Annotated in this window: 38 protein-coding genes and 1 other RNA gene; 30 read left to right on the forward strand and 9 right to left on the reverse strand. The window is 48.6% G+C overall.

Features of this window, described 5'->3' with window-relative positions:
• Positions 1-35: 35 nt before the first annotated feature.
• Together G517_RS0101740 and G517_RS0101745 are read right to left on the reverse strand one after the other, a co-directional pair.
• The gene (locus G517_RS0101740; RefSeq protein WP_028302963.1) at positions 36-335 is read right to left on the reverse strand and encodes an RnfH family protein; all 300 of its coding nucleotides are present in this window, start codon (positions 333-335) and stop codon (positions 36-38) included.
• Positions 325-759 (reverse strand): type II toxin-antitoxin system RatA family toxin, encoded by a 435-nt coding sequence (locus tag G517_RS0101745; protein WP_028302964.1) that lies wholly within the window; start codon positions 757-759, stop codon positions 325-327. The genes G517_RS0101740 and G517_RS0101745 overlap by 11 nt, the downstream gene beginning before the upstream one ends.
• 193 nt (positions 760-952) lie before the next feature.
• Here G517_RS0101745 and smpB point away from each other — a divergent pair, with 193 nt between their 5' ends.
• Both smpB and ssrA read left to right on the forward strand, forming a co-directional pair.
• On the forward strand, positions 953-1,435 hold the full coding sequence (gene smpB, locus G517_RS0101750) for an SsrA-binding protein SmpB (protein WP_028302965.1): 483 nt from the start codon (positions 953-955) through the stop codon (positions 1,433-1,435).
• A gap of 62 nt (positions 1,436-1,497) precedes the next feature.
• Positions 1,498-1,855, forward strand: a transfer-messenger RNA (tmRNA) gene (gene ssrA, locus G517_RS20395).
• A 70-nt stretch (positions 1,856-1,925) separates the two neighbouring features.
• Here the strand turns inward: ssrA and G517_RS0101755 are convergent.
• Complete coding sequence (locus G517_RS0101755) at positions 1,926-2,942, reverse strand: phage integrase (RefSeq protein WP_028302966.1); 1,017 nt, start codon at positions 2,940-2,942, stop codon at positions 1,926-1,928.
• Positions 2,943-3,093: 151 nt separating this feature from the next.
• Here G517_RS0101755 and G517_RS20655 point away from each other — a divergent pair, with 151 nt between their 5' ends.
• From G517_RS20655 to G517_RS0101770, 3 genes are read left to right on the forward strand one after another with little or no spacing between them, the layout of a single operon-like run.
• Positions 3,094-3,255, forward strand: coding sequence for a hypothetical protein (locus G517_RS20655; protein ID WP_157833126.1), 162 nt, complete (start codon positions 3,094-3,096; stop codon positions 3,253-3,255).
• 50 nt (positions 3,256-3,305) lie between these two features.
• Entirely contained in the window at positions 3,306-3,530 is a 225-nt protein-coding gene (locus G517_RS0101765) for a hypothetical protein (protein WP_028302967.1), read from the forward strand.
• Positions 3,530-4,015 (forward strand): type II toxin-antitoxin system YhaV family toxin, encoded by a 486-nt coding sequence (locus G517_RS0101770; protein ID WP_028302968.1) that lies wholly within the window; start codon positions 3,530-3,532, stop codon positions 4,013-4,015. Before G517_RS0101765 ends, G517_RS0101770 begins: the two co-directional genes overlap by 1 nt.
• A 22-nt stretch (positions 4,016-4,037) precedes the next feature.
• Here the strand turns inward: G517_RS0101770 and G517_RS0101775 are convergent, their stop codons facing one another.
• The 3 genes from G517_RS0101775 to G517_RS17370 all read right to left on the reverse strand — a co-directional run bounded on the left by G517_RS0101775 (position 4,038) and on the right by G517_RS17370 (position 5,317).
• Positions 4,038-4,496 (reverse strand): hypothetical protein, encoded by a 459-nt coding sequence (locus tag G517_RS0101775; RefSeq protein ID WP_028302969.1) that lies wholly within the window; start codon positions 4,494-4,496, stop codon positions 4,038-4,040.
• Positions 4,496-4,918, reverse strand: a complete 423-nt coding sequence (locus G517_RS0101780) for a hypothetical protein (RefSeq protein ID WP_028302970.1) — start codon at positions 4,916-4,918, stop codon at positions 4,496-4,498. The genes G517_RS0101775 and G517_RS0101780 overlap by 1 nt, the downstream gene beginning before the upstream one ends.
• Before the next feature lie 102 nt (positions 4,919-5,020).
• Positions 5,021-5,317, reverse strand: a complete 297-nt coding sequence (locus tag G517_RS17370; RefSeq protein ID WP_211224218.1) for a helix-turn-helix domain-containing protein — start codon at positions 5,315-5,317, stop codon at positions 5,021-5,023.
• 84 nt (positions 5,318-5,401) lie between these two features.
• Here G517_RS17370 and G517_RS0101790 point away from each other — a divergent pair, with 84 nt between their 5' ends.
• From G517_RS0101790 to G517_RS21175, 25 genes are all read left to right on the forward strand, one after another.
• Entirely contained in the window at positions 5,402-5,710 is a 309-nt protein-coding gene (locus tag G517_RS0101790; RefSeq protein ID WP_028302971.1) for a hypothetical protein, read from the forward strand.
• 25 nt (positions 5,711-5,735) lie between these two features.
• On the forward strand, positions 5,736-6,167 hold the full coding sequence (locus tag G517_RS0101795) for a hypothetical protein (RefSeq protein WP_028302972.1): 432 nt from the start codon (positions 5,736-5,738) through the stop codon (positions 6,165-6,167).
• Positions 6,164-6,538, forward strand: a complete 375-nt coding sequence (locus G517_RS0101800) for a hypothetical protein (RefSeq protein WP_028302973.1) — start codon at positions 6,164-6,166, stop codon at positions 6,536-6,538. The genes G517_RS0101795 and G517_RS0101800 overlap by 4 nt, the downstream gene beginning before the upstream one ends.
• Positions 6,535-6,819: a hypothetical protein gene (locus G517_RS0101805; RefSeq protein WP_028302974.1), complete on the forward strand. Its 285-nt coding sequence runs from the start codon at positions 6,535-6,537 to the stop codon at positions 6,817-6,819. The genes G517_RS0101800 and G517_RS0101805 overlap by 4 nt, the downstream gene beginning before the upstream one ends.
• A gap of 3 nt (positions 6,820-6,822) precedes the next feature.
• Positions 6,823-8,778, forward strand: coding sequence for a replication endonuclease (locus G517_RS19880; protein ID WP_051205865.1), 1,956 nt, complete (start codon positions 6,823-6,825; stop codon positions 8,776-8,778).
• Positions 8,771-9,091 carry a helix-turn-helix domain-containing protein gene (locus tag G517_RS17380; RefSeq protein WP_036590094.1) on the forward strand — a complete coding sequence of 107 codons (321 nt, stop codon included), beginning with the start codon at positions 8,771-8,773 and terminating at the stop codon, positions 9,089-9,091. The genes G517_RS19880 and G517_RS17380 overlap by 8 nt, the downstream gene beginning before the upstream one ends.
• Positions 9,092-9,103: 12 nt before the next feature.
• Positions 9,104-9,343 carry a hypothetical protein gene (locus G517_RS0101820; RefSeq protein WP_157833127.1) on the forward strand — a complete coding sequence of 80 codons (240 nt, stop codon included), beginning with the start codon at positions 9,104-9,106 and terminating at the stop codon, positions 9,341-9,343.
• The gene (locus G517_RS0101825; protein WP_028302976.1) at positions 9,307-9,585 is read left to right on the forward strand and encodes a hypothetical protein; all 279 of its coding nucleotides are present in this window, start codon (positions 9,307-9,309) and stop codon (positions 9,583-9,585) included. Before G517_RS0101820 ends, G517_RS0101825 begins: the two co-directional genes overlap by 37 nt.
• Positions 9,586-9,644: 59 nt before the next feature.
• Complete coding sequence (locus tag G517_RS0101830; protein ID WP_028302977.1) at positions 9,645-10,067, forward strand: hypothetical protein; 423 nt, start codon at positions 9,645-9,647, stop codon at positions 10,065-10,067.
• Between the two features lie 3 nt (positions 10,068-10,070).
• A complete protein-coding gene (locus G517_RS20660) occupies positions 10,071-10,223 on the forward strand; it encodes a hypothetical protein (RefSeq protein WP_157833128.1) in 153 nt (50 codons plus the stop codon).
• A 3-nt stretch (positions 10,224-10,226) separates the two neighbouring features.
• Positions 10,227-10,724 (forward strand): hypothetical protein, encoded by a 498-nt coding sequence (locus G517_RS0101840; protein WP_028302978.1) that lies wholly within the window; start codon positions 10,227-10,229, stop codon positions 10,722-10,724.
• The gene (locus G517_RS0101845) at positions 10,693-11,388 is read left to right on the forward strand and encodes an ATP-binding protein (RefSeq protein WP_157833129.1); all 696 of its coding nucleotides are present in this window, start codon (positions 10,693-10,695) and stop codon (positions 11,386-11,388) included. The genes G517_RS0101840 and G517_RS0101845 overlap by 32 nt, the downstream gene beginning before the upstream one ends.
• A 123-nt stretch (positions 11,389-11,511) precedes the next feature.
• Positions 11,512-11,667 (forward strand): hypothetical protein, encoded by a 156-nt coding sequence (locus G517_RS20665; protein ID WP_157833130.1) that lies wholly within the window; start codon positions 11,512-11,514, stop codon positions 11,665-11,667.
• Position 11,668: 1 nt separating this feature from the next.
• Positions 11,669-12,538, forward strand: coding sequence for a major capsid protein P2 (locus tag G517_RS0101855; protein ID WP_028302980.1), 870 nt, complete (start codon positions 11,669-11,671; stop codon positions 12,536-12,538).
• A gap of 3 nt (positions 12,539-12,541) precedes the next feature.
• Positions 12,542-12,829, forward strand: a complete 288-nt coding sequence (locus G517_RS0101860; RefSeq protein ID WP_028302981.1) for a hypothetical protein — start codon at positions 12,542-12,544, stop codon at positions 12,827-12,829.
• Positions 12,826-13,035, forward strand: a complete 210-nt coding sequence (locus tag G517_RS0101865; RefSeq protein ID WP_028302982.1) for a hypothetical protein — start codon at positions 12,826-12,828, stop codon at positions 13,033-13,035. Before G517_RS0101860 ends, G517_RS0101865 begins: the two co-directional genes overlap by 4 nt.
• Positions 13,036-13,038: 3 nt before the next feature.
• Positions 13,039-13,770, forward strand: coding sequence for a hypothetical protein (locus tag G517_RS0101870; protein ID WP_028302983.1), 732 nt, complete (start codon positions 13,039-13,041; stop codon positions 13,768-13,770).
• Positions 13,767-14,510 carry a translocation/assembly module TamB domain-containing protein gene (locus G517_RS0101875; protein WP_028302984.1) on the forward strand — a complete coding sequence of 248 codons (744 nt, stop codon included), beginning with the start codon at positions 13,767-13,769 and terminating at the stop codon, positions 14,508-14,510. Before G517_RS0101870 ends, G517_RS0101875 begins: the two co-directional genes overlap by 4 nt.
• On the forward strand, positions 14,507-15,295 hold the full coding sequence (locus tag G517_RS0101880) for a glycine-rich domain-containing protein (RefSeq protein ID WP_028302985.1): 789 nt from the start codon (positions 14,507-14,509) through the stop codon (positions 15,293-15,295). Before G517_RS0101875 ends, G517_RS0101880 begins: the two co-directional genes overlap by 4 nt.
• A complete protein-coding gene (locus tag G517_RS20670) occupies positions 15,295-15,459 on the forward strand; it encodes a hypothetical protein (protein WP_157833131.1) in 165 nt (54 codons plus the stop codon). The genes G517_RS0101880 and G517_RS20670 overlap by 1 nt, the downstream gene beginning before the upstream one ends.
• 53 nt (positions 15,460-15,512) lie before the next feature.
• Entirely contained in the window at positions 15,513-15,926 is a 414-nt protein-coding gene (locus G517_RS0101890; RefSeq protein WP_028302986.1) for a hypothetical protein, read from the forward strand.
• Positions 15,927-15,930: 4 nt separating this feature from the next.
• Positions 15,931-16,224, forward strand: a complete 294-nt coding sequence (locus G517_RS0101895; RefSeq protein WP_028302987.1) for a hypothetical protein — start codon at positions 15,931-15,933, stop codon at positions 16,222-16,224.
• Complete coding sequence (locus tag G517_RS20675) at positions 16,221-16,361, forward strand: hypothetical protein (RefSeq protein ID WP_157833132.1); 141 nt, start codon at positions 16,221-16,223, stop codon at positions 16,359-16,361. Before G517_RS0101895 ends, G517_RS20675 begins: the two co-directional genes overlap by 4 nt.
• 3 nt (positions 16,362-16,364) lie before the next feature.
• The gene (locus tag G517_RS20680; protein ID WP_157833133.1) at positions 16,365-16,514 is read left to right on the forward strand and encodes a hypothetical protein; all 150 of its coding nucleotides are present in this window, start codon (positions 16,365-16,367) and stop codon (positions 16,512-16,514) included.
• Positions 16,511-16,636: a hypothetical protein gene (locus tag G517_RS21175; RefSeq protein ID WP_281167487.1), complete on the forward strand. Its 126-nt coding sequence runs from the start codon at positions 16,511-16,513 to the stop codon at positions 16,634-16,636. Before G517_RS20680 ends, G517_RS21175 begins: the two co-directional genes overlap by 4 nt.
• Before the next feature lie 324 nt (positions 16,637-16,960).
• Here G517_RS21175 and G517_RS21330 read toward each other — a convergent pair whose 3' ends face one another.
• The 3 genes from G517_RS21330 to G517_RS0101925 all read right to left on the reverse strand — a co-directional run bounded on the left by G517_RS21330 (position 16,961) and on the right by G517_RS0101925 (position 20,313).
• Positions 16,961-17,191: a type II toxin-antitoxin system YhaV family toxin gene (locus tag G517_RS21330; RefSeq protein ID WP_425413767.1), complete on the reverse strand. Its 231-nt coding sequence runs from the start codon at positions 17,189-17,191 to the stop codon at positions 16,961-16,963.
• Between the two features lie 176 nt (positions 17,192-17,367).
• Entirely contained in the window at positions 17,368-17,676 is a 309-nt protein-coding gene (locus tag G517_RS0101920) for a DUF6482 family protein (protein WP_028302989.1), read from the reverse strand.
• 90 nt (positions 17,677-17,766) lie between these two features.
• The gene (locus G517_RS0101925; protein WP_211224219.1) at positions 17,767-20,313 is read right to left on the reverse strand and encodes a sensor histidine kinase; all 2,547 of its coding nucleotides are present in this window, start codon (positions 20,311-20,313) and stop codon (positions 17,767-17,769) included.
• Positions 20,314-20,481: the final 168 nt, after the last annotated feature.

Raw genomic sequence — 20,481 nt, forward strand, 5'->3', positions numbered from 1 at the left:
ACATTTAATGCCCGCCCACAGCCCTGGCGGGCATGTTAAGACGCTTGCTGTTTAGCCGCGCGGTTAGCGCGAGCCTTTTTAGGGTCTGCAATTAAGGGGCGATAAATCTCAACCCGATCATTGTCTCGCAATACTTGCTCTGCTGGTTTTTTCGCCAACTTACTAAACACCCCTAACGGGGCTGAGGCTAGATCAATTTCAGGATAATGCTTATCCAGTCCAGAGCGTTCTGCCGCTTGCAGTACCGTCGATCCTTCCGGCAGGTGCAGTTCCACAACCCGCTGCTCATTGGGCAGTGCATACACAACCTCTACCCGAATTAACTTATTGTCCATAAACACTATCCGCCCGCTGACAAAATGCATCCACTAACGTATTCGCCGCCTGATTAAACACGCCACCTAATGCCATGCCGAGCACTCTACTGGCAAACTCAAACTCCATCGTCAGAGATACTTTACAAGCCTCTTCAGACAAGACATCAAAATGCCAATCACCAACCAGCTTTTTAAAAGGGCCATTCACTAACTGTAAATGTATATGGTGTGGGGCTTCTAAAGTATTTCGGGTTGTAAAACTATGCTTAATGCCAGCCTTAGCAATCTCTAACTTACCCACCATATGCGTCTCTGACGATTCAACCAGAGTGGCATCACTGCACCAAGGCAGAAATTCAGGATAGGATTCACAATCGTTAACCAAGTCATACATCTCACGGGCAGAGTGCATAACTAGCGCGCTACGGGTCACCGTTGTCATTTATGACGCTCTCTTACTCAATCACAACAGGCTAAAAAATGCCTCAGTATCACTACCAAGCACCAATAACCTGCGATAAACACAGTGGTTTCAACCTTAACCACCCACTTAAAAGCAAGATTGTAGCATGATTTTGATTTTTAACGGTTTAGCCTAATAGCCCTTTGCCTCTCTTCGTCTTATAATGCTCAACATGGCTAAGAAACAGAAAGCAAAATCAAACAGCCCAACAATCGCTTTAAATAAGCGTGCCCGACACGAATTCCATATTGATGAGAAGTTCGAGGCGGGATTATCGCTTGCAGGTTGGGAAGTAAAAAGCATCCGTGAAGGCAAAGTCCAAATTACCGAGGGCTACGTTGTCATGCACAACGAAGAAGTGTGGCTGATGGGAACACACATCACACCTTTAATTAGTGCATCAACTCATATTCTTGCGGAACCAACCCGTAACCGGAAACTCTTACTGCATAAGAAAGAGATCGCAAAAATCTTTGCCTCCGTACAACAAAAAGGTCACACCTGTGTACCTTTGGCGATGTACTGGAAAAATAACAAAGTAAAATGCGAGATAGCTCTAGCAACCGGTAAGCAGCTTCATGACAAGCGAGCAACAGATAAAGACCGCGATTGGGGTCGTCAGAAACAACGAATTGTGCGAGAACACGCCGGATAAGTTAAGCGGCTCGTATAATTAGGCAAACTAAGGGCAACTCTGTTAGAATGCCTAACTTCTTTGGGGGCGACATGGCTTCGACGCCGGCTACAAACCCTGAGGTGCATGTCGAGAGGGTAACGTATCTCGTAAATCCAGCGTTACAACTTTATAGTCGCAAACGACGAAAACTACGCTCTAGCTGCTTAATGCAGCTCCCTCAGACGGAAGTTGCCTGTAACTTCTAGACGAGGTATGAGCCCGCGAAACAGGCTCGCAGCAAAGTCCGTCTCAGACCGCGCTGCTAAAACTTTAAGAGACTCGCGCTAAGCAATCCTGTTCGTTGGAGTGCTACGCGTTAAATCAAATAACGAAACTAAGCATGTAGATCCGATGGCAGAGGGCTGGCGGACGGGGGTTCAATTCCCCCCGCCTCCACCAACAAAGTATTGATTTATAAGGGTTTTTTAAGTCAATACGGGAAAGGGTGAACGGTAGGAGCACACAGCTCTTACGGTTCGCCCTTTTTTTGTGCCAGTGGGTTGAGCCTGACCGCCTCTTGCAGATGATCTGGTGTCAGGTGCGCATACCGCATGGTCATCTTGATATCACTGTGCCCGAGCACCTTCTGCAGGGTAAGAATATTCCCCCCGTTAATCATAAAGTGACTGGCGAACGTATGCCGGAGAACGTGGGACGCTTGCCCCTTGGGGAGTTCGATTGTTGTTCTGTTCAGTGATCGCCTGAAACTGCTGATCGACCCTGAGAAAATCCGGTTGCCGGCAGTCAGGGTGCTATGGTCTAGCAACTCTCGGTAAAGGCTTTCACTGATTGGCACTGCACGATTCCGGCCGCTTTTGGTATCCGTGAAGATCACCCGATTATGCCGCACCCGTTGCACCGTCAGCCCCTCCGCTTCTCCCCATCTGCAGCCGGTACTCAGGCACACTTTACTGATTAGAGTAACGTGAGGATTATCAGCCTTGCGGGTTTCCGTCAGAAGCTCGGTTATCTGGTCATCGGTCAGAAAGGCCAGCTCATGCTCTACGATTTTCAGCCGGTCAACACTGGTTAACGGATTGGGAAAGGTGATCTCCTCCGTCTTGGCCAGTGCGGACAGTACCGCAGACAGGTAGCCTAGTTCATTATTGAGCGTCTTGGGGGTGATCCCTTCTTGGGATCGGGTTGATCGGTAGCGAATGAAGTCAGCGGCGGTCAGTTTGGAGCCAGCGGGATTGCCCAGCCGTTCAATCGTGGCCTTCAACTTGTTATAGGTTCGCTTTGAATCCCGCAAGTACTGCCCGTGGTTCTGGTACCAGAGTTCAGACAGTTCAGACAGTCGCCGGTTGTCCTGTGGTTTTTCTAGCCAAGGCTTTGCACCGGAATCCGTCTCATACTGGGCGATGGTGTACCGCTGGAAGCGCTCGCACTCCCCTTTTGTCGGAAACACCCGCTTATACCGTCTGCTGCCACGACCCGCGACTTTAAAGTCTACCTGCCAACCATTTTTTACAGGTTTTATCGCCACTGCTAACCCCTTGTTTGAACAGACAAAACATATTAAACCGCCTTAAAACACCTTAAAACCACTGCAAACAAATTGAAAATTGTTTGCGCGCAAATGTATAAAAACCTATCATTTAATGCATCTGCGCACTAAATTCTCAGGTGCTTAAAAAATGAAAAATCCAAGGGACACACAATCAGCACCGATTCAGACTCGTGAAATCGGTGATTTTGATTTGGAGCGTATGAAAAAAGCCATCAGTGGCGAAAAAATTAAAATCCCGCAGGGTCTGACCCGTGAACAGAAGAAGCAGTTCATTCTGAGTCACGCCTAACCTTGCTGGTCGTTGCAGAAACACTTCTCAGCGCATAAGGAGAAAACCCCATGAATGCACAGACCAATGTCATTGATCTGAACAGCCGCCGAATGGCTCGCAACGAAGAGCACGCAGAAGCCGTGTTCGTCAGCCTGCTGGACAAAGCGATTGATGAAAACTCAGATCTGGTGCAACCCATTACCGCTTCTGAAATGAACAGCATGCAGTCTCTGTACGACGACATTCTGAAAATTGAAGAAGAAGCCAAAGCCGAGGAGCTGCAGGAAGGTTAATGGAAACCACAGAAGCCAACGGATGGACGCTGCACACCTTTTACCTGATGAAAGAGATCCTTCAGGATCTGCAGGCCAAAGTTGAAAAGCTAAAGCAGCGAGTCGTTGCCCAGAACCTCTCTAAGCAGGAATTTCTCAGTCACCCCGATGTCGTTCTTTTTCGCCAGGTGCTCGAAAATATTCGGCATCATGTGCCGAGTAATCCTGCCCATAAAGACTTTGCACTGGGTAACACACTGGGCAAAGAAAACAGAAGTTTTCGACGGGTGAAAAAGCACCTGAAGCCCCGTTACCGGATCTTCTTCCGGTATCAATCCTCGGCTCCTAAATCGATCATCTATATCTGGATGAACGATGAGAACACCATCAGGAAAGAAGGCGACAAAAACGATGTTTACGCCACCTTCCTGAAAATGATCAAAAGCGGCACAGTCCCCAGAGACTTTAAAGAACTGCTCAGCCAGTCAAAACCCGCAGCAAGATAAAGCCACCCAGGGGTGGCTTTTTTTATGGGGCGGAAGTCATAGCGCTAAAAATGGCAGGTGCCGCCTGAATAAGCGCAACGACAAGGCCAATGCCTGCAATAGTAATGGTTGTTCTATATCGAGCGTCACTCTTAATCTCTTTGTTCTGCTCTTTGAGCATGCCCTCAATATCGAGCTTGGTTTGCAGCTTCTGGTTTTCCAGTTGCATCGGAATATGGTCAACTTTCGCAGTCAGGGCAACGATGCCTTTGCTCATTTCAGCAATATTCGCGTCCATACGATCCATGCGCGCATCCATCTTATCGAAGCGTTTTTCAAAACGTTCTTCGAATTTATCGCCAAAGTCTCTAAGTTGGTCATGGGTGACATAGCCAGGTGATGCCATGCTACTGTCCTCTTTATAGGGTGAATTTATTAACGTGCTGAAATCGAAAGACTCATCCTGTGTTGGATGGCCGCCAATTCTGCTTTTACTCACCATTATTCTGATTCCTTTCCTAGCAGTTTGTCGATGTTTTTAGTCACCATGTTTTTGCTGAACAGCGCACGATGCCCGCAATTCAGGCAGTCAAGGGCAAAATGTTCAGTGAAAGGCTGAGTCGTGACACCCCGCTCTTTTAGGATCTGCTGATCCATTGGGTGTAACTGTTGAACGCCTGATGTACTGACTTGATACCTTTGACAAAAGTGACCGATAAGATCTTGCACTTCGGGTACAGCCAGCTCTTCAGACTGACAGATCGGGCAGCGTTGAATGCCTTTTAAGCCTAGGTATTCCGCGAAAAGTTCAATTGTGATCGACTGCTTGGGGTCAGTGATAAAGGTAAACTCACCACCAGATGCTGTGTGTTTTTCCATCCCCTGCCACTCGTTATAAAGCCTATTCAGCTCTGCTGTATCCATGCCTAACCCCTTGGTATTAAAGATATTTCCTACAAACATTTAATCTCGATTAACTGGGTTCCCTGCCGATATGAGAGAACCAGGTAAATAGCACTTTTGCCGCTAAGACCCAGTTTTGAGTTGAGCGGCTTGCAGCTTAATTTCGGGTGAAATCTGCCCACCCTCCGGGCTTACATGCCCCGTCATCAGCCAAAGCGTGTACTTCTCAAACTCTGGATGATTTGTGATTTTCAGCAGTGTTTCCACTGAAACCTGCTTGCTCCTCCCTGATTCAAACCCCTTGATTGTGTCCAATGAGAGGCCGACCAATTCACCAAAGGTGGCTTGTGTGTAGCCCTCGGCCTTTCTCATTTCTTGAATTTTCTTCCCTACGGAAGTCGACAAAGTGTCACTGAGCACACTATTCTCCCCTCAAGTGTTCTGCAAAACACTTAAAACACGTTAAAACCACGTAAAACACACCTAACCCTTGAGTATATGGATATGACACACACAGCACCAGAGCGTCAGGAAGCCGATCAGTTGTTAGAGACGATGAACCCAGAGCACCCAATGAACCGCTATTACCACAAGTACATGCGTGTGGCCTTGGGTGATGGAACGTCCATCGAAACAGAAGCCCCGTATTGCACACCCGAGGCATGGGCAGAGCGCACACACATCCCGCTTAAGACGGTTAAAGAGGCCTTGATGAATGGCTTTATTGTCCGTCACCAGTTCAGTCCACGGGGTCGCCTGTTCGTTAACGTACTGGCCGAAACCCGCAAAATTCTTGAAGCAAAACCTTATTAATCCGCATAAACAGGGAGGTTTCCCAATGCCTTTAGGACAACAAGCCGCTGTAGCGGTTCGCCAGCCGCCGGTGGAGTTTCAGCAGATGCAGCAAGACCTTTGCGTAAAATCGGTACTTGAAAGCGTGGCAACACTGCAGCGTAAGGCGTGGACGGATAATCGTCGGGGCATGATCCAAGAGATAGCGCGGTTAGAGCGTTTAGTGATGGGCCTGCCCGTTGCTGATCGCCCTGCGGCGCGTTCAGAGTCAGAGATTCGTGAGCGTATCGAGTACCTAGAAACTGAGAAGCGCACGTACATTTTTCCGCTTGATTACGATATGTCTAAAGATGTTATTTGCGAGCGCTACCAGACAGAGCGTGAAACGCTCTATTGGTCGTTGGGTGAAACTGCACCGGCCTACACTTCATATTGTTTTTTTGGCCTTCTGCGCAAAGCAGCAGGGGTTGCGGTATGAGAACTAAGGCGGAGATTCAGGCGCGTATTGAGCGGCTTAACGCAGATCTAAAAACCGGCGCGTATTTGTTGTGGGCTTCAACTTATCGCGTGTGCGGTGAGCTGGCGATTCTGCAGGAAGATGCAGGGCCTTTGCCAAAAGATCAGGCAGAGGCTCAAATGCAGCAGCGCACACTAAGCCCGTCTGATGATCTGAACGAGGTTTATGCGTGGCTGCGAGGCGATCTCGTTTATTTGACTGATGCGGAATCGGCAGATAGAGATATCTGTGATGACTGCGGGTATCGGGTTGCAGATTATTATATTCCTGTTGAGCTGGGTGATGAGCTGCGCCTGTGCCGCCATTGCAATGAGCACGGGGGTGCGGTGTGAGAACTAAGGCAGAGATTCAAGCTCGTATTGCTCGTTTTGAAAGTCTGGGCGCGTCATTGGGTCGTCATGAGTTGCTTGAAATCGCTCGAAATAACGAAGCGGTCAGGGCATTGGGATTCGTTATGGGTTCAGGTTTGTCTATGTCCGAGCTGGATAAGTTCGCTGGTGATTTTGAGTGCTTGCCTGAGATTGAAGCTCGTGTGTGGGGCGATCAAATCCGCTGGTGTTTGGGTGGTATTGGGATTGATGAAGGGATTGGTCTGATAGCAGCAGGGCGTTGATCAATGACAGCCACGGCTTTTCTTAATGATCCGGCCTACGGGCCGGTAGACATTTGTCGGAGAATCAGGAATAAGCGTTTTGCGGTTATTCCTGAGTTTCTGCATTCGCATGTGGCAAAAATGTATGCTCGGGCGTGTAAGCGTTCAGATTATCGAGAAGCTAATTTAGAGTTGTATTACACCGCGTCTGCTGCAGTTGATCAGTTGAAGTGCGGTGATTTTAATCTGCAAAATGATGATGATGCTGTTAAGGCGTGGGCGGATGTGCAAGCCGAGCGAATCACAAAAGCGATGAATAAGACCGCTGATATTATGGCGGTTTCTCGCGTGTGTGTTGAGCTATGCGCCTTTTACGGTTTTGATTTGCCTGTCGATATAGATCACCCAAAAGCAACGATTGATGATCGGGTTAGTATGGTACTTCGGCTTTCTGACGCGCGGTTTTGGCGTAGGAATATGCGCAAGAGACAGATTAGGTCTATAGATCAGCTCGCGCGTAATCTGCGGGCCGTGCATGAGTATCAGCAGCCATATATTAGTAATGGTGCGTTCAAGTTGCGTAGACAGCAAAAGCGCCGCAACCGCCTGCTGTTAGAGCAGTTGGAGGCCACAAATCAAGACGGGTACACAGCGTTGATTGCTGAGCTGGCAGACAAATCGGTTAGTAAACCGGAGATCCGTCGTGCAGAGCTAATGGTGCGCCTTCGCGGCTTTGAAGAAGTTGCTGATAAGCTGGGGCATGTCGGTGTGTTCTATACCATTACTTGCCCGTCAAAATATCACCCTACGTCAAAGGGCTGGAAAAACCGCAAGTACAACGGCTCAACGCCACGACAAGCACAAGACTATCTGAACGGGGTTTGGTCGGGTATCCGCAAGCGTTTGAAAGAAGCTGGTGTTCAGGTTTACGGCTTTCGCGTTGCTGAACCACATTCAGACGGTACGCCGCACTCCCATATGCTGTTTTTTATGCGTGAAGAACACCGTCTACAGGTGAATAAGATTATGCGGGATCACGCAATGAAAGAAGACGGGCAGGAGCAGGGCGCAGAAAAATACCGCTTTGATGTTGAGCTGATTGATAAATCAAAGGGTGGGGCCACGGCTTATATCTCCAAATACATTTCTAAAAATATTGATGGTCATGGTGTCGGTTACGACAACTACGGACACGATGCAAAGCAGTCTGCTGCAAGGATATGCGAGTGGGCGGGGGCGTGGGGTATTCGTCAGTTTCAGCAGATTGGTGGGCCGTCTGTGACAGTTTGGCGCGAACTGCGTAGGGTGAAAAAAGAACATCTTGACGACTGGGAGCAGCGCACAGGCCAGAAAATGCCGGACGTGATAACAAAGGCTCGTGAAGTGGCGGACTGGGCGGACTGGGCGGCATACGTGATGATTATGGGGGGGCCTATGTTGCCATCGGCTGAGCGACCTATAAAAACGTGGATGACAACCGCCCCACAAGTGGCTCGTATTGATGGTAAAACAGAATCTATCAACCCGTTTCGTTATGGCGCTTTCGGTGATCTGGTTCATGTGGTTAAAGGTGTTATCTCCCATGGTTCTGCGTTGCTTACTCGCCGTTATATTTGGGAAGTGAAGTCAAAGTACGAATCTAAGGGGGTTGAATTTAGCGACGCGCAGCGTTCGCCTTGGAGTTCTGTCAATAACTGTCCTGATACCAACTTCAGCCCGTCAGAACGCGAAGTCATCAGGCTGCGCGCACTTCAAGAGGTCTCTGCGCTGGATCAGGAAATGATCACCGAGGGCAATTTCTGCCCCATTCCACCACCGTCACCTTCGTGGGTTGCCCGTGTTCGTCATGCTGTAGCAGATCGCAGGGCTAGAAATGAGGCTTTGCCGGAGGGTGATTCTGTTGATAGATCGGTGGAACGTCTTTGGGCCGGTTGGGATACCGGAGAATTGGAGGATTTAGGAGAGCTTTGGTATGTCTGAGTTTGTTATTTTTAGCGTGGTGGGTACTGCAGTTGGGTTGGTAATTGGTTTGTCTTTTTTGGATTTGTTCAGAGTGGGGGGAAGTGGGGGCGATATGGTTAGCGGATTTGATTTTTGGTTGGGTAATTTTTTTCAGTATAAGCGCAGAGCTAAGGGATTAAGGCAGGCTGAGGTTGCAAGGCGTTTGGGTGTGTCAGGGGCGCAGCTAAGCAGATTTGAGAATGGGGAATCGCGTATGTCGGCTTTTCAGCTGTTCAAGCTGGCTGAGGTGTTGGACGTTGAGATTTCAGAAATTGAGATTAAGGGTTTATAGATGGGGGTTGGTATGGGTAAGAAGTCAGTTTATGAGCTGTATGAGGAAATTAACAGCTGTTATCAGGAGTTGAAGGAATGGGCTGAGCAGCCGGTTAACGCTGAACAGATCGAATTTGTTGAGCGTGAACAGATGCATGAGGCGCTAGAGCTCTATCCGGCAAAAATCATGGGCTTGGGTGGCGCGTTGGTGGAAATGGAGCAGAGGGTTAAACAGTGGAAGCAGCAAAACACATCATCAGCGAAGCACTGAGCGTTTTTACTCAGTTCGGGTTTTTTATTCTGAGCGTTTTTGCCGGGCTAAAAATTCAGGGGCATGAACTGGCCTTGGTTCTTGGTTTGGCAGTGGCCGCTTTAATTATTGCGTATAACGACTATAAGGAGAAGAAACACCGTGAACAATCAACAGATGACGCAAGCAGTGGAACGTATGGCAGTGCTGAAGGAGAAAGTGAAAGTCACGCCGACGCTATTAGTAAAACCGTTGATTTCTGAGCTAGCAGAACTGCAGCTACGGGTAACAACTGAATTAGTGAAACGGGAGATTGAGCGCAATGGCTGAAACGGTAAGTGAAATCGTCTGTGAATGTGGCCGTCGGGCTTACATTCAAAAGACCAGCAGAAAGGGCGATTATCTGCAAAAACGTTGTGGTACCAGTCGCAATGATGGATGCGGTTTAAACCAGCAAACAGGGGATTGGGTTCAATCATATTGGCGTAAAAATATGGTTCCCGTGGGGTCGCTGGTTGCTGGGGTGGATTATCAAGCGCATCCCCGTGACCTTGAAGCAGAGCAGCAAGCGCAGGTGTCAGATCCAGAAAAAAAAGAACAGGTTACAGACCCAGAACCTGAGCAGAACCGCGAACTTGTGGAAGAGGGCAGCGGTTCAGGTCTGGGTCTGGGGTCTGTGGTTGTAGGTTTGTTTGTCGTTGGTTTGAGCGTTTTGGGTATCCGTTCAACGGTTAATTGGGGGTAAAAAATGTCCGGTAATAATGAAGATCTGCTAGAGCATGAAGGTTTAGAGGGTCAAACAGACCAAGAGTTCACCCTAGGTCTGGGGTCTGTGGTTGTAGTTTTGTTTGTCGTTGGTTTGAGCGTTTTGGGTATCCGTTCAACGGTTAATTGGTGGTAAAAAATGTCCGGTAATAATGAGGATCTGCTAGAGCATGAAGATTTAGAGGGTCAAACAGACCAAGAGTTCACTTTGGACGATATGATGGGGGAATTGGATCAGCCGACCCCTGAGCAAATCAGCGCACAAAGTAAGGCCGAGAAAGAGCAGTCAGAGCTAAAAGAGCAACAGGCGCAGGTTTTTGCAGATCAGATTAATGGCACTTTTTGGTGGGTTATGGGGACTGGCCCCATGTTCCCGAATGCTGTTGAGCTAATTGATGACGATAAAAAACAGGCTGGGGTTGAGGCTCTGTTGCCGCTGGCCAGAAAAACAGGCGGTCAAATGCCTCCTTGGTTGGTGCAAATGTTAGAGAAATACGACTGGGCCATTGCTGCCGGTATGTATTTTGTACCTACGGTTCGTGAGTTGGCAGTTTTAGAGCGTAAAGCTATTGAAGCTGCCGCTGCTGCTAATGATGATTCGGTTGATGAGGGGGGTACCGGAACCGATGGCGATTAACGAAGACACCAGTCTATCAAATCGTCATACCTGCGTTACCGCCGCCACGGGTGGCGGTAAATCTCAGTGTATGTACGATATTATTCCCGCAAATGGGGTACGGGCGGTTTTTTGGGATGTGGACAAAGACCATGACTGTCTGAGGTTTACCGATAAGAGGAGATTTTTGAAGGCGCTGAACAGCGCCAATAAAAGTGGCAAACCGTTCAGGGTCGGGTGGAGTGGTGACGATGATCAGGAGACATTTCTCTGGTGGTGTTCTGCTGTTTGGGCTGTATTGGATGGTCGAAAAGACACGTACGTTGTAGTTGAAGAGGCCGCTGACTTGGAGTTGGGCGCGGGTAAAGCACCGCTGCAGTTTGGTCGGATCATACGACGTGGCCGAAAATACGGAGCTATTCTGGTGACTTGCACACAGCGTTGCCAAGAGATTCCGAAGCAGCTTTTAACCCAAAGCGCGATTGTGTTTGTAGGCCTGCAGGCACAGCACGACGCTAAATATCTAGCAAAAATGTTCCCCATAGACCCAGAGACACTACCACGGACGGAGCCATTGCAATTTTACCGGATCGAAAAAGGGGGGGGTTCCAAGGTCAAAGTGACCTACAAGCACCGCAACAAATCAGGCCAGCGTGGCCGCAGAACCCGCAAAAAAGTGGCCTGAAAACCACTAAATTTGACCTATAGGTTTAAATCTAACCTATAGGTCGCCCCCTCTTTACAGCCAACCTTGACCACCACTTACGCTTTCTCCTGTCTGCTTAATCAATCGCAACGGGTAAAAATAATGGGTGAAGATTTAAAACAAACGGTCAAAAACAACATTGACGTGAAATTAGTCGTTACAGGTGTTGTGACTATGGCCGCCTTCGGTGTGTGTATTTATGCACTGAAAAAACTGGGTGCTGGAAAAGCTGCTGCAGTTCTGAAAGGGGGCAAATAATATGTCTCGTACGATTACTGATCAAATGCAAACACCGGACGGTGCTCTGGCATCTGGTAGCACGCTACAGCTGACAATGCCGAACGGCGTTGTATATGAGTCGCTGTTGTTGGATACAAATATTCCATATGCTCAATTGAAAAAAATCAGCGTGTTAAACGGCTCTGATGATTTTCGCGTTACATCGGGCACTGAAATTGTAGATGTGTTTGAAAAACATCGTGGCCGCAATTTGACCTCGTTTATTCCAGTTCGTTTTTCTGATCCTGATGCGATGACTATCGAAGGCCAGGATGCAACGGCGCTGGTGTGTGAGCACGGCGAGAGCTGGCTCCTGAAATTAGAGATCGGCACGTTGTCAGATACCCCGCCCGAAGGTGGCTACTATCTGCGCGTTTGGTCTGAAACCAGTCCGATTTCACGCGCAATGCCGAACGGTCAGGGCGGAATTCAGATGGTACGCCGTGGCCGTGTGATGGAGCGACGACTTGACCGTAAGGTTTTGACTGCGGGTGTCGATGGTGAAAACACGTTCGACAAACTGATCAAAGGCCCCGGTATCAATATTCGGACAATCTACATGAAAGGCCCCGGCGCTATTGATCAAGTGACGTTTGAAGGCAAACGCGATGGTCAGATCGTCCACCGATGGAAGCTCACTAGCGCGCTGAACTCGTATTTGCAAAAGGTTCGTGGGCAAAAATTGGGTATCTCTGACGTGTCCGGTTATTTCATTATTGACCCAATCGCAACCGGATTTTCACTCGCTGATATGGATTCGACGCTATACGACGAGCTGATTCTAAAAATCGACTCTGCAGCGTCTGGTTCTATTGAGATCATCACCGATTACGTCAAAAAGATGGTGTAGGTCATGAGTTTCTTTGACTCAATTGGGGATGCGCTGGGGGGTGTGTCAGAAAAATGGTTGGAGCATGGTCTCGAGCAGATCAGTCCGCCGCAGCATAATCCGACACCTGAGGCTACAGCATCTGTTAGTGATCAGATCGCGGTTCCCACGGCTGCTGTTGAGCAGCCGCAGGGGACTGCGCAGACGCAAGGGGCTGCGCAGGCGCAACCGCAGCAATACATGGTGCCAGCGCTAATTGGCGGCGGGTTTATCTTGCTTGTTCTAATCGCTGCAGTAGGGGGTCGTAAATGATTAATACGGGTGGAGGTGGATTTAGCGGAAGTAGCGGGGTTGGTGGTGGCGATAGTGCTAGTTTCGGTGGTATCAGCTTTGGCGCCATCCCTCCAATGCCTACAGGATTTAATCAGGCATCTGGGCCTTGGGGGGTTAGCGTGGGTAATGTGCTTTCTGCTGTAGCTGTTGTGGGCGTTGTTTATCTGATTTTTCGGGGGCGATAGTTAATGGCTTTTGACAGTAAAAAAACCACAAACAACTATGACCAGAGTGCGGCAGCGCAGGTTTCGGGGGCGAATAATAATAGTATTAATGCCGGTGCTGATTCGCGGATCTATATGACCGATGGCGGTGCAACAGCTAATGCTGTTGCTCTGGCTGCAAAGGCTAACAGCAATAATACGGCTCTTGCTGCTCAGGCGAATAATAACGCCGTGGCACTGGCTGCGAAAACGCAGGACGCTGCTTTAAATCTGGCCGGTGGCTATGCTGGTTTTGTCGAGCGAGCAGGAAAATACGCAATCGATACAGCGGCAGCGTCAGCTACTCGAGCTGCCGAGTTATCAGCAGCAGCGGCGGCTAGTGCGGCGGCACAATCTCAGGCGTCAACAAAATATGCATTTGATAAATCGTTAGGTTTTTTGGAGTCAAGTGCAGAGCGTGCAAGTGCTGATGTGCGCGCGGCTAATGAGGCGGCGCTGCAGTCGAGCTATCGAGCAATTAACAGCGTAGAAGGTGCGAGTAACAAAGCACTTGAAACCGTGTCCGGATCAGCTGCTCAGTCGGTTTCATCAGCTCAAAAAACATTCAGCGAAACATCTAAGGCGCTGCAGTCAACGCTGACCAACGTGCTCACGTCCGGCCAGTCTGAGATGCAGTCAGCAAACAGCAAAACCGCCTTGATATTCGGTGGGTTGGCGGTTGGTGCTGTTGTACTGGTAGCGGTGGTGATGCGATGAAAATTAATATTTTTAGCAGTCATAAAACCCCGGTTCCTGCCTCCGGTGAGTATATTTTTATTCGCAATGCCACAGGTGATGTTGATGTTACGTTCCGGCTCCCGGGTCGTGAACAGACGGTAACAATGGGTCAGGGCGAAACGCTGCATATCGCGTTCGAGTCGTTGGAGTTCCAGGCGCGCGGCGCAGATCAGGAAATTGACGTGCGCATGGGATTTGGTCGTTATACGCCCCCTATGTCTGCAATTACATCTAGCATTATTGAGCAGATTCAGCGGCCTGTTGACGTGACGGGGTCGAGCGTTGCGGTTAGCAGTACAGTAGACGTTACCGGCTCTGCTGTCGAAGTTAGCGGCACAGTAGACGTTACCGGCTCTGCTGTCGAAGTTAGTGGCACAGTAGACGTTACCAGCTCAGTCGTCAGTATCGACAACTTGCCAGCGGTGCAAACTGTCTCTGATCGTGATCAGCAGATTGTTTTTGCGGATCACACTATTACAGCAGGCAGCTACGTTGATATTGCAGCGCGTCCAGGTCGTCAGGTTATCGGTATCCAGGTCACTGGCACCGATAAAACAACGTGTCGAATCAGCAACCCCTCAGCCGCCACGGCTGCGGGTGTACGGCTGATTGGGGGCGGGGATTTTGTGGGTTGGCTAGAGCTTCAGACAGCCGCAGCGGTGCGGGTGTGGTCGCCAGATCATGATGTTGATCTATCAGTAATGGAGGCATTCGCATGATGCAAGTAATCAACACCGCCGAATCGGGCGGATTCCATAAGAAAACCGTTTTCACGTCATCTGGTGTGTTCGCGCCGGATAAAAAAACCAAAACTATTTTTGTTGAGGTTGTTGGTGCCGGTGGCGGTGGTGCGCTGCGGGTGGGTGGGGCAGGAAGTGCGCCCAGTGGCGGGGCGGGTGGTCAATGCTTATCGAAATGGATGTCGGTATTAGAACTGCAGAATAGATCAGTGCTGATCGGGGCAGGTGGCTCGTCTCGTGCTGCGTCGTCTTCGGTGCTTTTTTATGGTTTGGATGGCGGGGATTCGTCATTTAACGGTCTGATTGCGCGTGGCGGTACGGGCGGGTCATCAGATTTTAAATTGATGCCAGTTCAGCGAATTCACGGTCAACCTGAGCGTATTAAGAGTTGGTCTTTTGGGGGCAGCAGCTGGGTGTTTCCGCTGCTGATGCCAGGTGCAGGCGGAGTTTATGGCTCACTGCAAGATGTCTTCACAACTAGAGGGCTGGAGTCGGGGATTAATGGTCTCAGTGTTGCTGCAGGAGGTGGCGCAGCGGCTCGGGGTAGTACGTCGTCAACACTCTATGTTGTCGCTGGCAGCGGCTCCGGCATTGCAGGGGCAGGCGGCTATGGTGTTTCGGCTTCCGCAGCTGCCATTACAGCAGGGGATGGAGAGTTTCCAGGTGGAGGCGGGGGCGCTGCATATCAGTTGAGTACCTCGGGATATATGGCGACGTCAGGCCGTGGCGCTAACGGCTGCGTGACGATTTGGGAGTTCAAATAGTGAATTTTGTCATCGTAAAAAGCGGGGTTGTAATCAATCGCGTGATCTCAGAAACGTCTCTTTTTGAAAACTGGATTCCTTCAGACACAGCGCAGATCGGCTGGTTGTACGACTCAGAAACCGGTGATTTCACACCGCCACCAGAACCTGAACCAGAACCATGAAACCGCTAACGCTGTTTTTAACGGCAGCTGCACTAATTACAGGATACAAAATCATGACGCATCAGAGCGTATTTAGCAGCGCGCGGGGCCTGCGTAATAAAAACCCCTTCAACATCAAAAAAACAGGGATCAACTGGCAGGGTGAAACCGACGGAGGTGATGCCACGTTTGAAACGTTTTCATCCCATGAAATGGGCATCCGTGCCGGTGCGCGTCTGCTGCTCAACTACGAGCAAAAACACGGACTGAACACCGTCAGTCAGATCATTAGCCGCTTTGCACCGGGCACAGAAAACAACACCGGGGCATATATCGAGCATGTCTCTGATCAGCTGAACGTTCATCCGGACGAGCCATTCAGCGTCCGTGGTCGCTTGGTCGATCTGACAAAAGCCATCATCCGCCACGAAAACGGCATTAACCCATTCAGTGATCAGTTTATCGCTGATTCCGTGGCGCTGGCGTAATGCAATGGCACTGTTTACTAACAAGCAGTTTGCCGCCTTGGCCGTGGTTGCTGCTGCTGGTGTCTGGTGGATGTATCGCCGTGCAGATCAGGTAGTCACCGCAACGGGTGAGGCGGTGTCAGATTCGGTCTGGTGGTACGGTCATCAGATCGAGCTGGCCGGTGATGCTGTGGAAAGTATCGGCATGGACGCATTTGATAAAAAACACCGGCACGTCAATAAATTAATGACCGATGCCCAGTATATGCGATGGAAGAACGCGGTTTTGATGGGGCAGATACAGGAGCCGGATTATTGAAAAATGCAGCAGTGGGGGCGGCTTTAGGCGCTGCAGTGGGTGTGCTTGTTATGAGTCTGATGATTCGTAAGTTGAGCGCAAGTGCTAGCAGTGGTGGGGTTTTTGGATCATCGAGTAGCGGAACGATTTGGATGTGACCGGTGAGCACTCAAACAAGTAATAATCTGAATAGCATCATGTTGGCCGTGTTACTGGGCGTCATGGGCTGGAACACCGTCACACTGCAGGGTATTACAACCGTACTGCCGGTGATGGATTATAGAATTGAGCAATTGGAGAATAAAACTTGAAAAATGTTGACTGGAAAAAATGGGGTTTGCGTGGTGTGTTTATTGGTCTGTTAGGCGCGGTAGGCGTTGAAAATGCAGAGCTGGCATACACAATCGCAGATGCGTTATCAAGTACTATCTAAGTAAATCTCAGGCACAAAAAAGCCGCCCTGAACTGGGCGGCTTTTTGTTTGGGTGATTTGGGTGAACAAAGGGAGAACGCAAAGCAGATTAGAACCAAGTACAACATATCAGAGCTGGCTTTAACTTATTGATAATGCTAAAAAAGCCCATATTTACTGGGGTGTTACGAGGGTTCAATTCCCCCCGCCTCCACCAAACATCGAAGGCCCAGCTGGAAACAGCTGGGCCTTTTTTGTTTTTGTACCTTTATATCAACCTTTCCTGTGATAGCCTTAATCTTATAAGTATTCGAAATATACGACCTTAAATTGAGGGGTAATTTTTTAATTTGGCTTCTGCATTGGCCTTGATTGTTTCAACAGCTCTTTGTAGCTGACGGGTACATCACCCCTATTCAGCAACTTGCCAAGCACTGTGTACATATCCGTTTTGCTCCCTGCTTTCCTCTGGGTTCTCTCGCTATTCATCCAGATATAAATAATCGACCTAGGTGCAGCAGACTGAAAACGGAAAAAAAGGCGGCAATGAATCACTACTATTTTGACTCCCTTCACACTGTCGGCAAGTCCTAACAATCCTTAAGTATAACTCCTCCGGCCACCCATTTTCATACCCTCACCTCTTACCATTTACGGTAGTTTTGTGGGGGTTTATGGCGTTTTTCCTCTCTAAACAAGAAGTTACCGTGGCTATAAAAAGTCTGATTCTGGTTGGACAGTGGGCTTCCGCATTAGTGGCCGATCTCACTATTCCCTAGGGATACCTCTAGAAAATTATCGCCTTGGCTCACTGGCTGGCCAACCATCTCGTCGTAAGCGCTTTTATGGCGTAAGACGGTGCGTTCAACGGGTAGTTCAGCAAATAACGTCTGCAAGCCAAGTTTATGATGACTGCGTAATAATTTACCATCATCACTTTCGACATAGTGTTCTTGCCCATCCACCAACACAGAGACCTGATAAAGAGAACTCTCTAGAGAGTGGATAATAACCTTATCAATTTTCGAGAGTTTACGGAGTTGCTTCAAGTTAGTTGTCATGGCGACGTATCCTAATAGCTGCTTTGATACTTTTACGCAGGCTATAATCAATTGGAGCGCCGCCATCTTTTAGATGGTTTCAATCGAGGTTTAAGCTTGAGGCCCATCAACCTTTGGCAAGGTGACACGGAAATGACTACCAACACCTAACTCGGAGGAAACAAGCTCAATCTCGCCCCCCATCACATGACAAAGTTCACTCACAATACTTAACCCCAGCCCTGTGCCACCGTAACTACGATTTACAAACTCTGTTGCTTGGCGGAAGGCTTCAAAGATCCACTCATGGGCTTCTTTAGGGATGCCTTCACCATCATCTTTTACATCAAAGATCATGCTTGTTTCGTTTTCTGAAACCTCAAGCAGGACAGTGCCTTGTGACGTGAACTTAATAGCGTTTCCGACTAGGTTGTTTAGCACTTGTCGTAGGCGAGTATCATCAATATAGAGATGAGTTTCTGGTGCGATCTGATTCAGCTGCAGTTTAAGGTTCAGCCCTTTTTTTACTGCGCTGCCTTTATGGCTATTGATAAAGCCTTCAAGCCATTGTCCGATGCTTATCTCATGGGGTGTTAGTGTTAGTTGCCCTGCATCCATTTTCGCAAGGTCTAAAATATCATCAACCAGATGGAGTAGATGTCGACCGCTACCGTGAATAATATCGGCGTACTCTTTGGTTTCAGGGTCCTTCTCATCAAGCTGCAGTATCTCTGCAAAACCCATAATGCCGTTTAGTGGCGTGCGTAACTCATGGGACATTCGTGCCAAAAAGTCACTCTTCATTTGGCTGGCCTGTTCTGCAGCCTGTCGAGCTTGATCGGATAATTCAAAGGATGCTTGAACGCTGTCTGCCATGCCGTTTAAAGCGTTACTAAGCTGTCCTAGCTCGTCCTTGCGCTCTAAGGTAAAACGAAAACCGTAATCACCTTGTTCAATTTTACCTAGACCAGCACTAAAAAGGCGCACCATGCCTGTAATCGAAGAAGCCATCCAAACCGCAATAATCACCACCAAAACGATCATAATAATGGTCGATAGTGTAATTTTAACCGCAACATCTTGCGTAATATCACGGATCAATGCACTGAGTTCTTTCTGTCGTTGACTCAGGTGGCCGGTGAATTCATCTAGCTTAACTTCCATCCGCGCGGCGGTTTCTTTAGCAGGAAGCTGAAAATCATCAATATTAGCGCCAATGGTGACAAAGCCAAATCCCCTTGGGGTGTTGCCATAAAGGCCGGTGTAATAGGGAATGGTTGCAGCCGTGGTGAGCTTCCAAACCCCTGTCCAATGGATCAAAAAGGAGCCGGACCCGCCGGTTTTGGTAAGATCATTCCAGCCTTTACACTGAGGGGCGAAGTTCAAATAATGGCAATCCAAGCCCAGATAACCCTGCTTAATCAATTCTTTGGCGGGCTTTTTATCGCGGGTTTGATGATCAAACGCAGGCACTTTTTCTAAATAATCCCATAGAGGCTGACCGCTAGCTTGCCAACCGTTATAGAGACTGCTTTCCAACCAAGGGGTTGCCCTAACACCGGTTTCAGAATTAAAACCAACAATAGAGTGGTGGCGCGGGTGCGCTATATTGCGATCTTTATAGTCCCATATAAAAGCGTAGTTACCGCTACTCGCATCGGCAATAACATCATATCGTTTATCGGTTGGCTTGAGATTATCGGTAAACGCTAGAATATGATCATGATTAAGGGCTAACGTGATGTAGCCTATTTTCTTGCCGTTACGAACAACTGGGGTTGCCCAACGAATAATGCCTTGGAATTTTTTACCAACTGGGTTTTCTCGGCCTGCGTAGGCTTCATTTTCCGGTGTAAATTCGATATTGCGTTTAGCTGCTGCACCTGGAGTTGCCATTCCAAGAATCCGAGATGGTACATAGGGGCCGATCACTTCGGAGACATAAATATCACCCGCCTTTAGTTTTTTAAGATCCTCAAAATAGGTTTCTGCTTTACTGTAAGTATTCTCTCGCTTAGAAACATCTTTTAGGCCACTAGGCAGTACGTTAGAGCTTTGTACTTTTAGCTGCTCTTTACCATCTAGGCCTACAAAAGTAATCTCATGGAATAGTGGGATCAGCTTTTTAGCTTGGACAAATTCTGGTGGGCGGTAGTGGAAATCTTGCTGGTTTTCAATATTACTTGATTGAACATTATGCTCAATCGTAGCGGCTGGCTTTACCGGTAGCCATTGACTACCATCATCGGATAACTGCCAATCACCAGTATCAACGATCCTACTTTTTCGCTGCTGAATAAAGCTTCTGAGACTTGCTTCTGTGATAGGTAAGGAAGCCGCCAGCAATACATCCTGATCTCTCTGATAGAGAAAGTCTGCAACCTTACGCGCAGTATCTGTCGTCAGCCGCTCTAACTCCTCTCTAGCACGATCGTTAAGCGCCTTTTCAGCGCCAACACTAAAGGTATCCCCCATATCCTTAACGGTTAAGCGAACCTCTTCGTTCAGTTGCCGAGTTTCGTTATTAAGGCGCTCACCAAGATAAATAACCCCTTGCCATGCTAATAGTGCTAACAAAACCAAAGGAATTACTTTAATTAGTAAAAAGAGGGCTACAAGCTTGGCTCGAATCCCTATCTGCACTGGCATTCCACTCATCCAGCTTGCTCCAAAATTGTTATTTTTATAATCTTAACCCAGATCAGGGTAAAACCTACGGTTAAGTCGATATTATGTTACTGAGCTTAATGAGACAAAGTCACTCTTACCTACTTTCCTTAGAATCTATTCCATCTTTAGAATCTATACCAACAACCTTTCAGCATT

Origin of the sequence: Oceanospirillum maris DSM 6286 (assembly GCF_000422865.1) — a bacterium.
Taxonomy (GTDB): Bacteria; Pseudomonadota; Gammaproteobacteria; order Pseudomonadales; family Halomonadaceae; genus Oceanospirillum; species Oceanospirillum maris.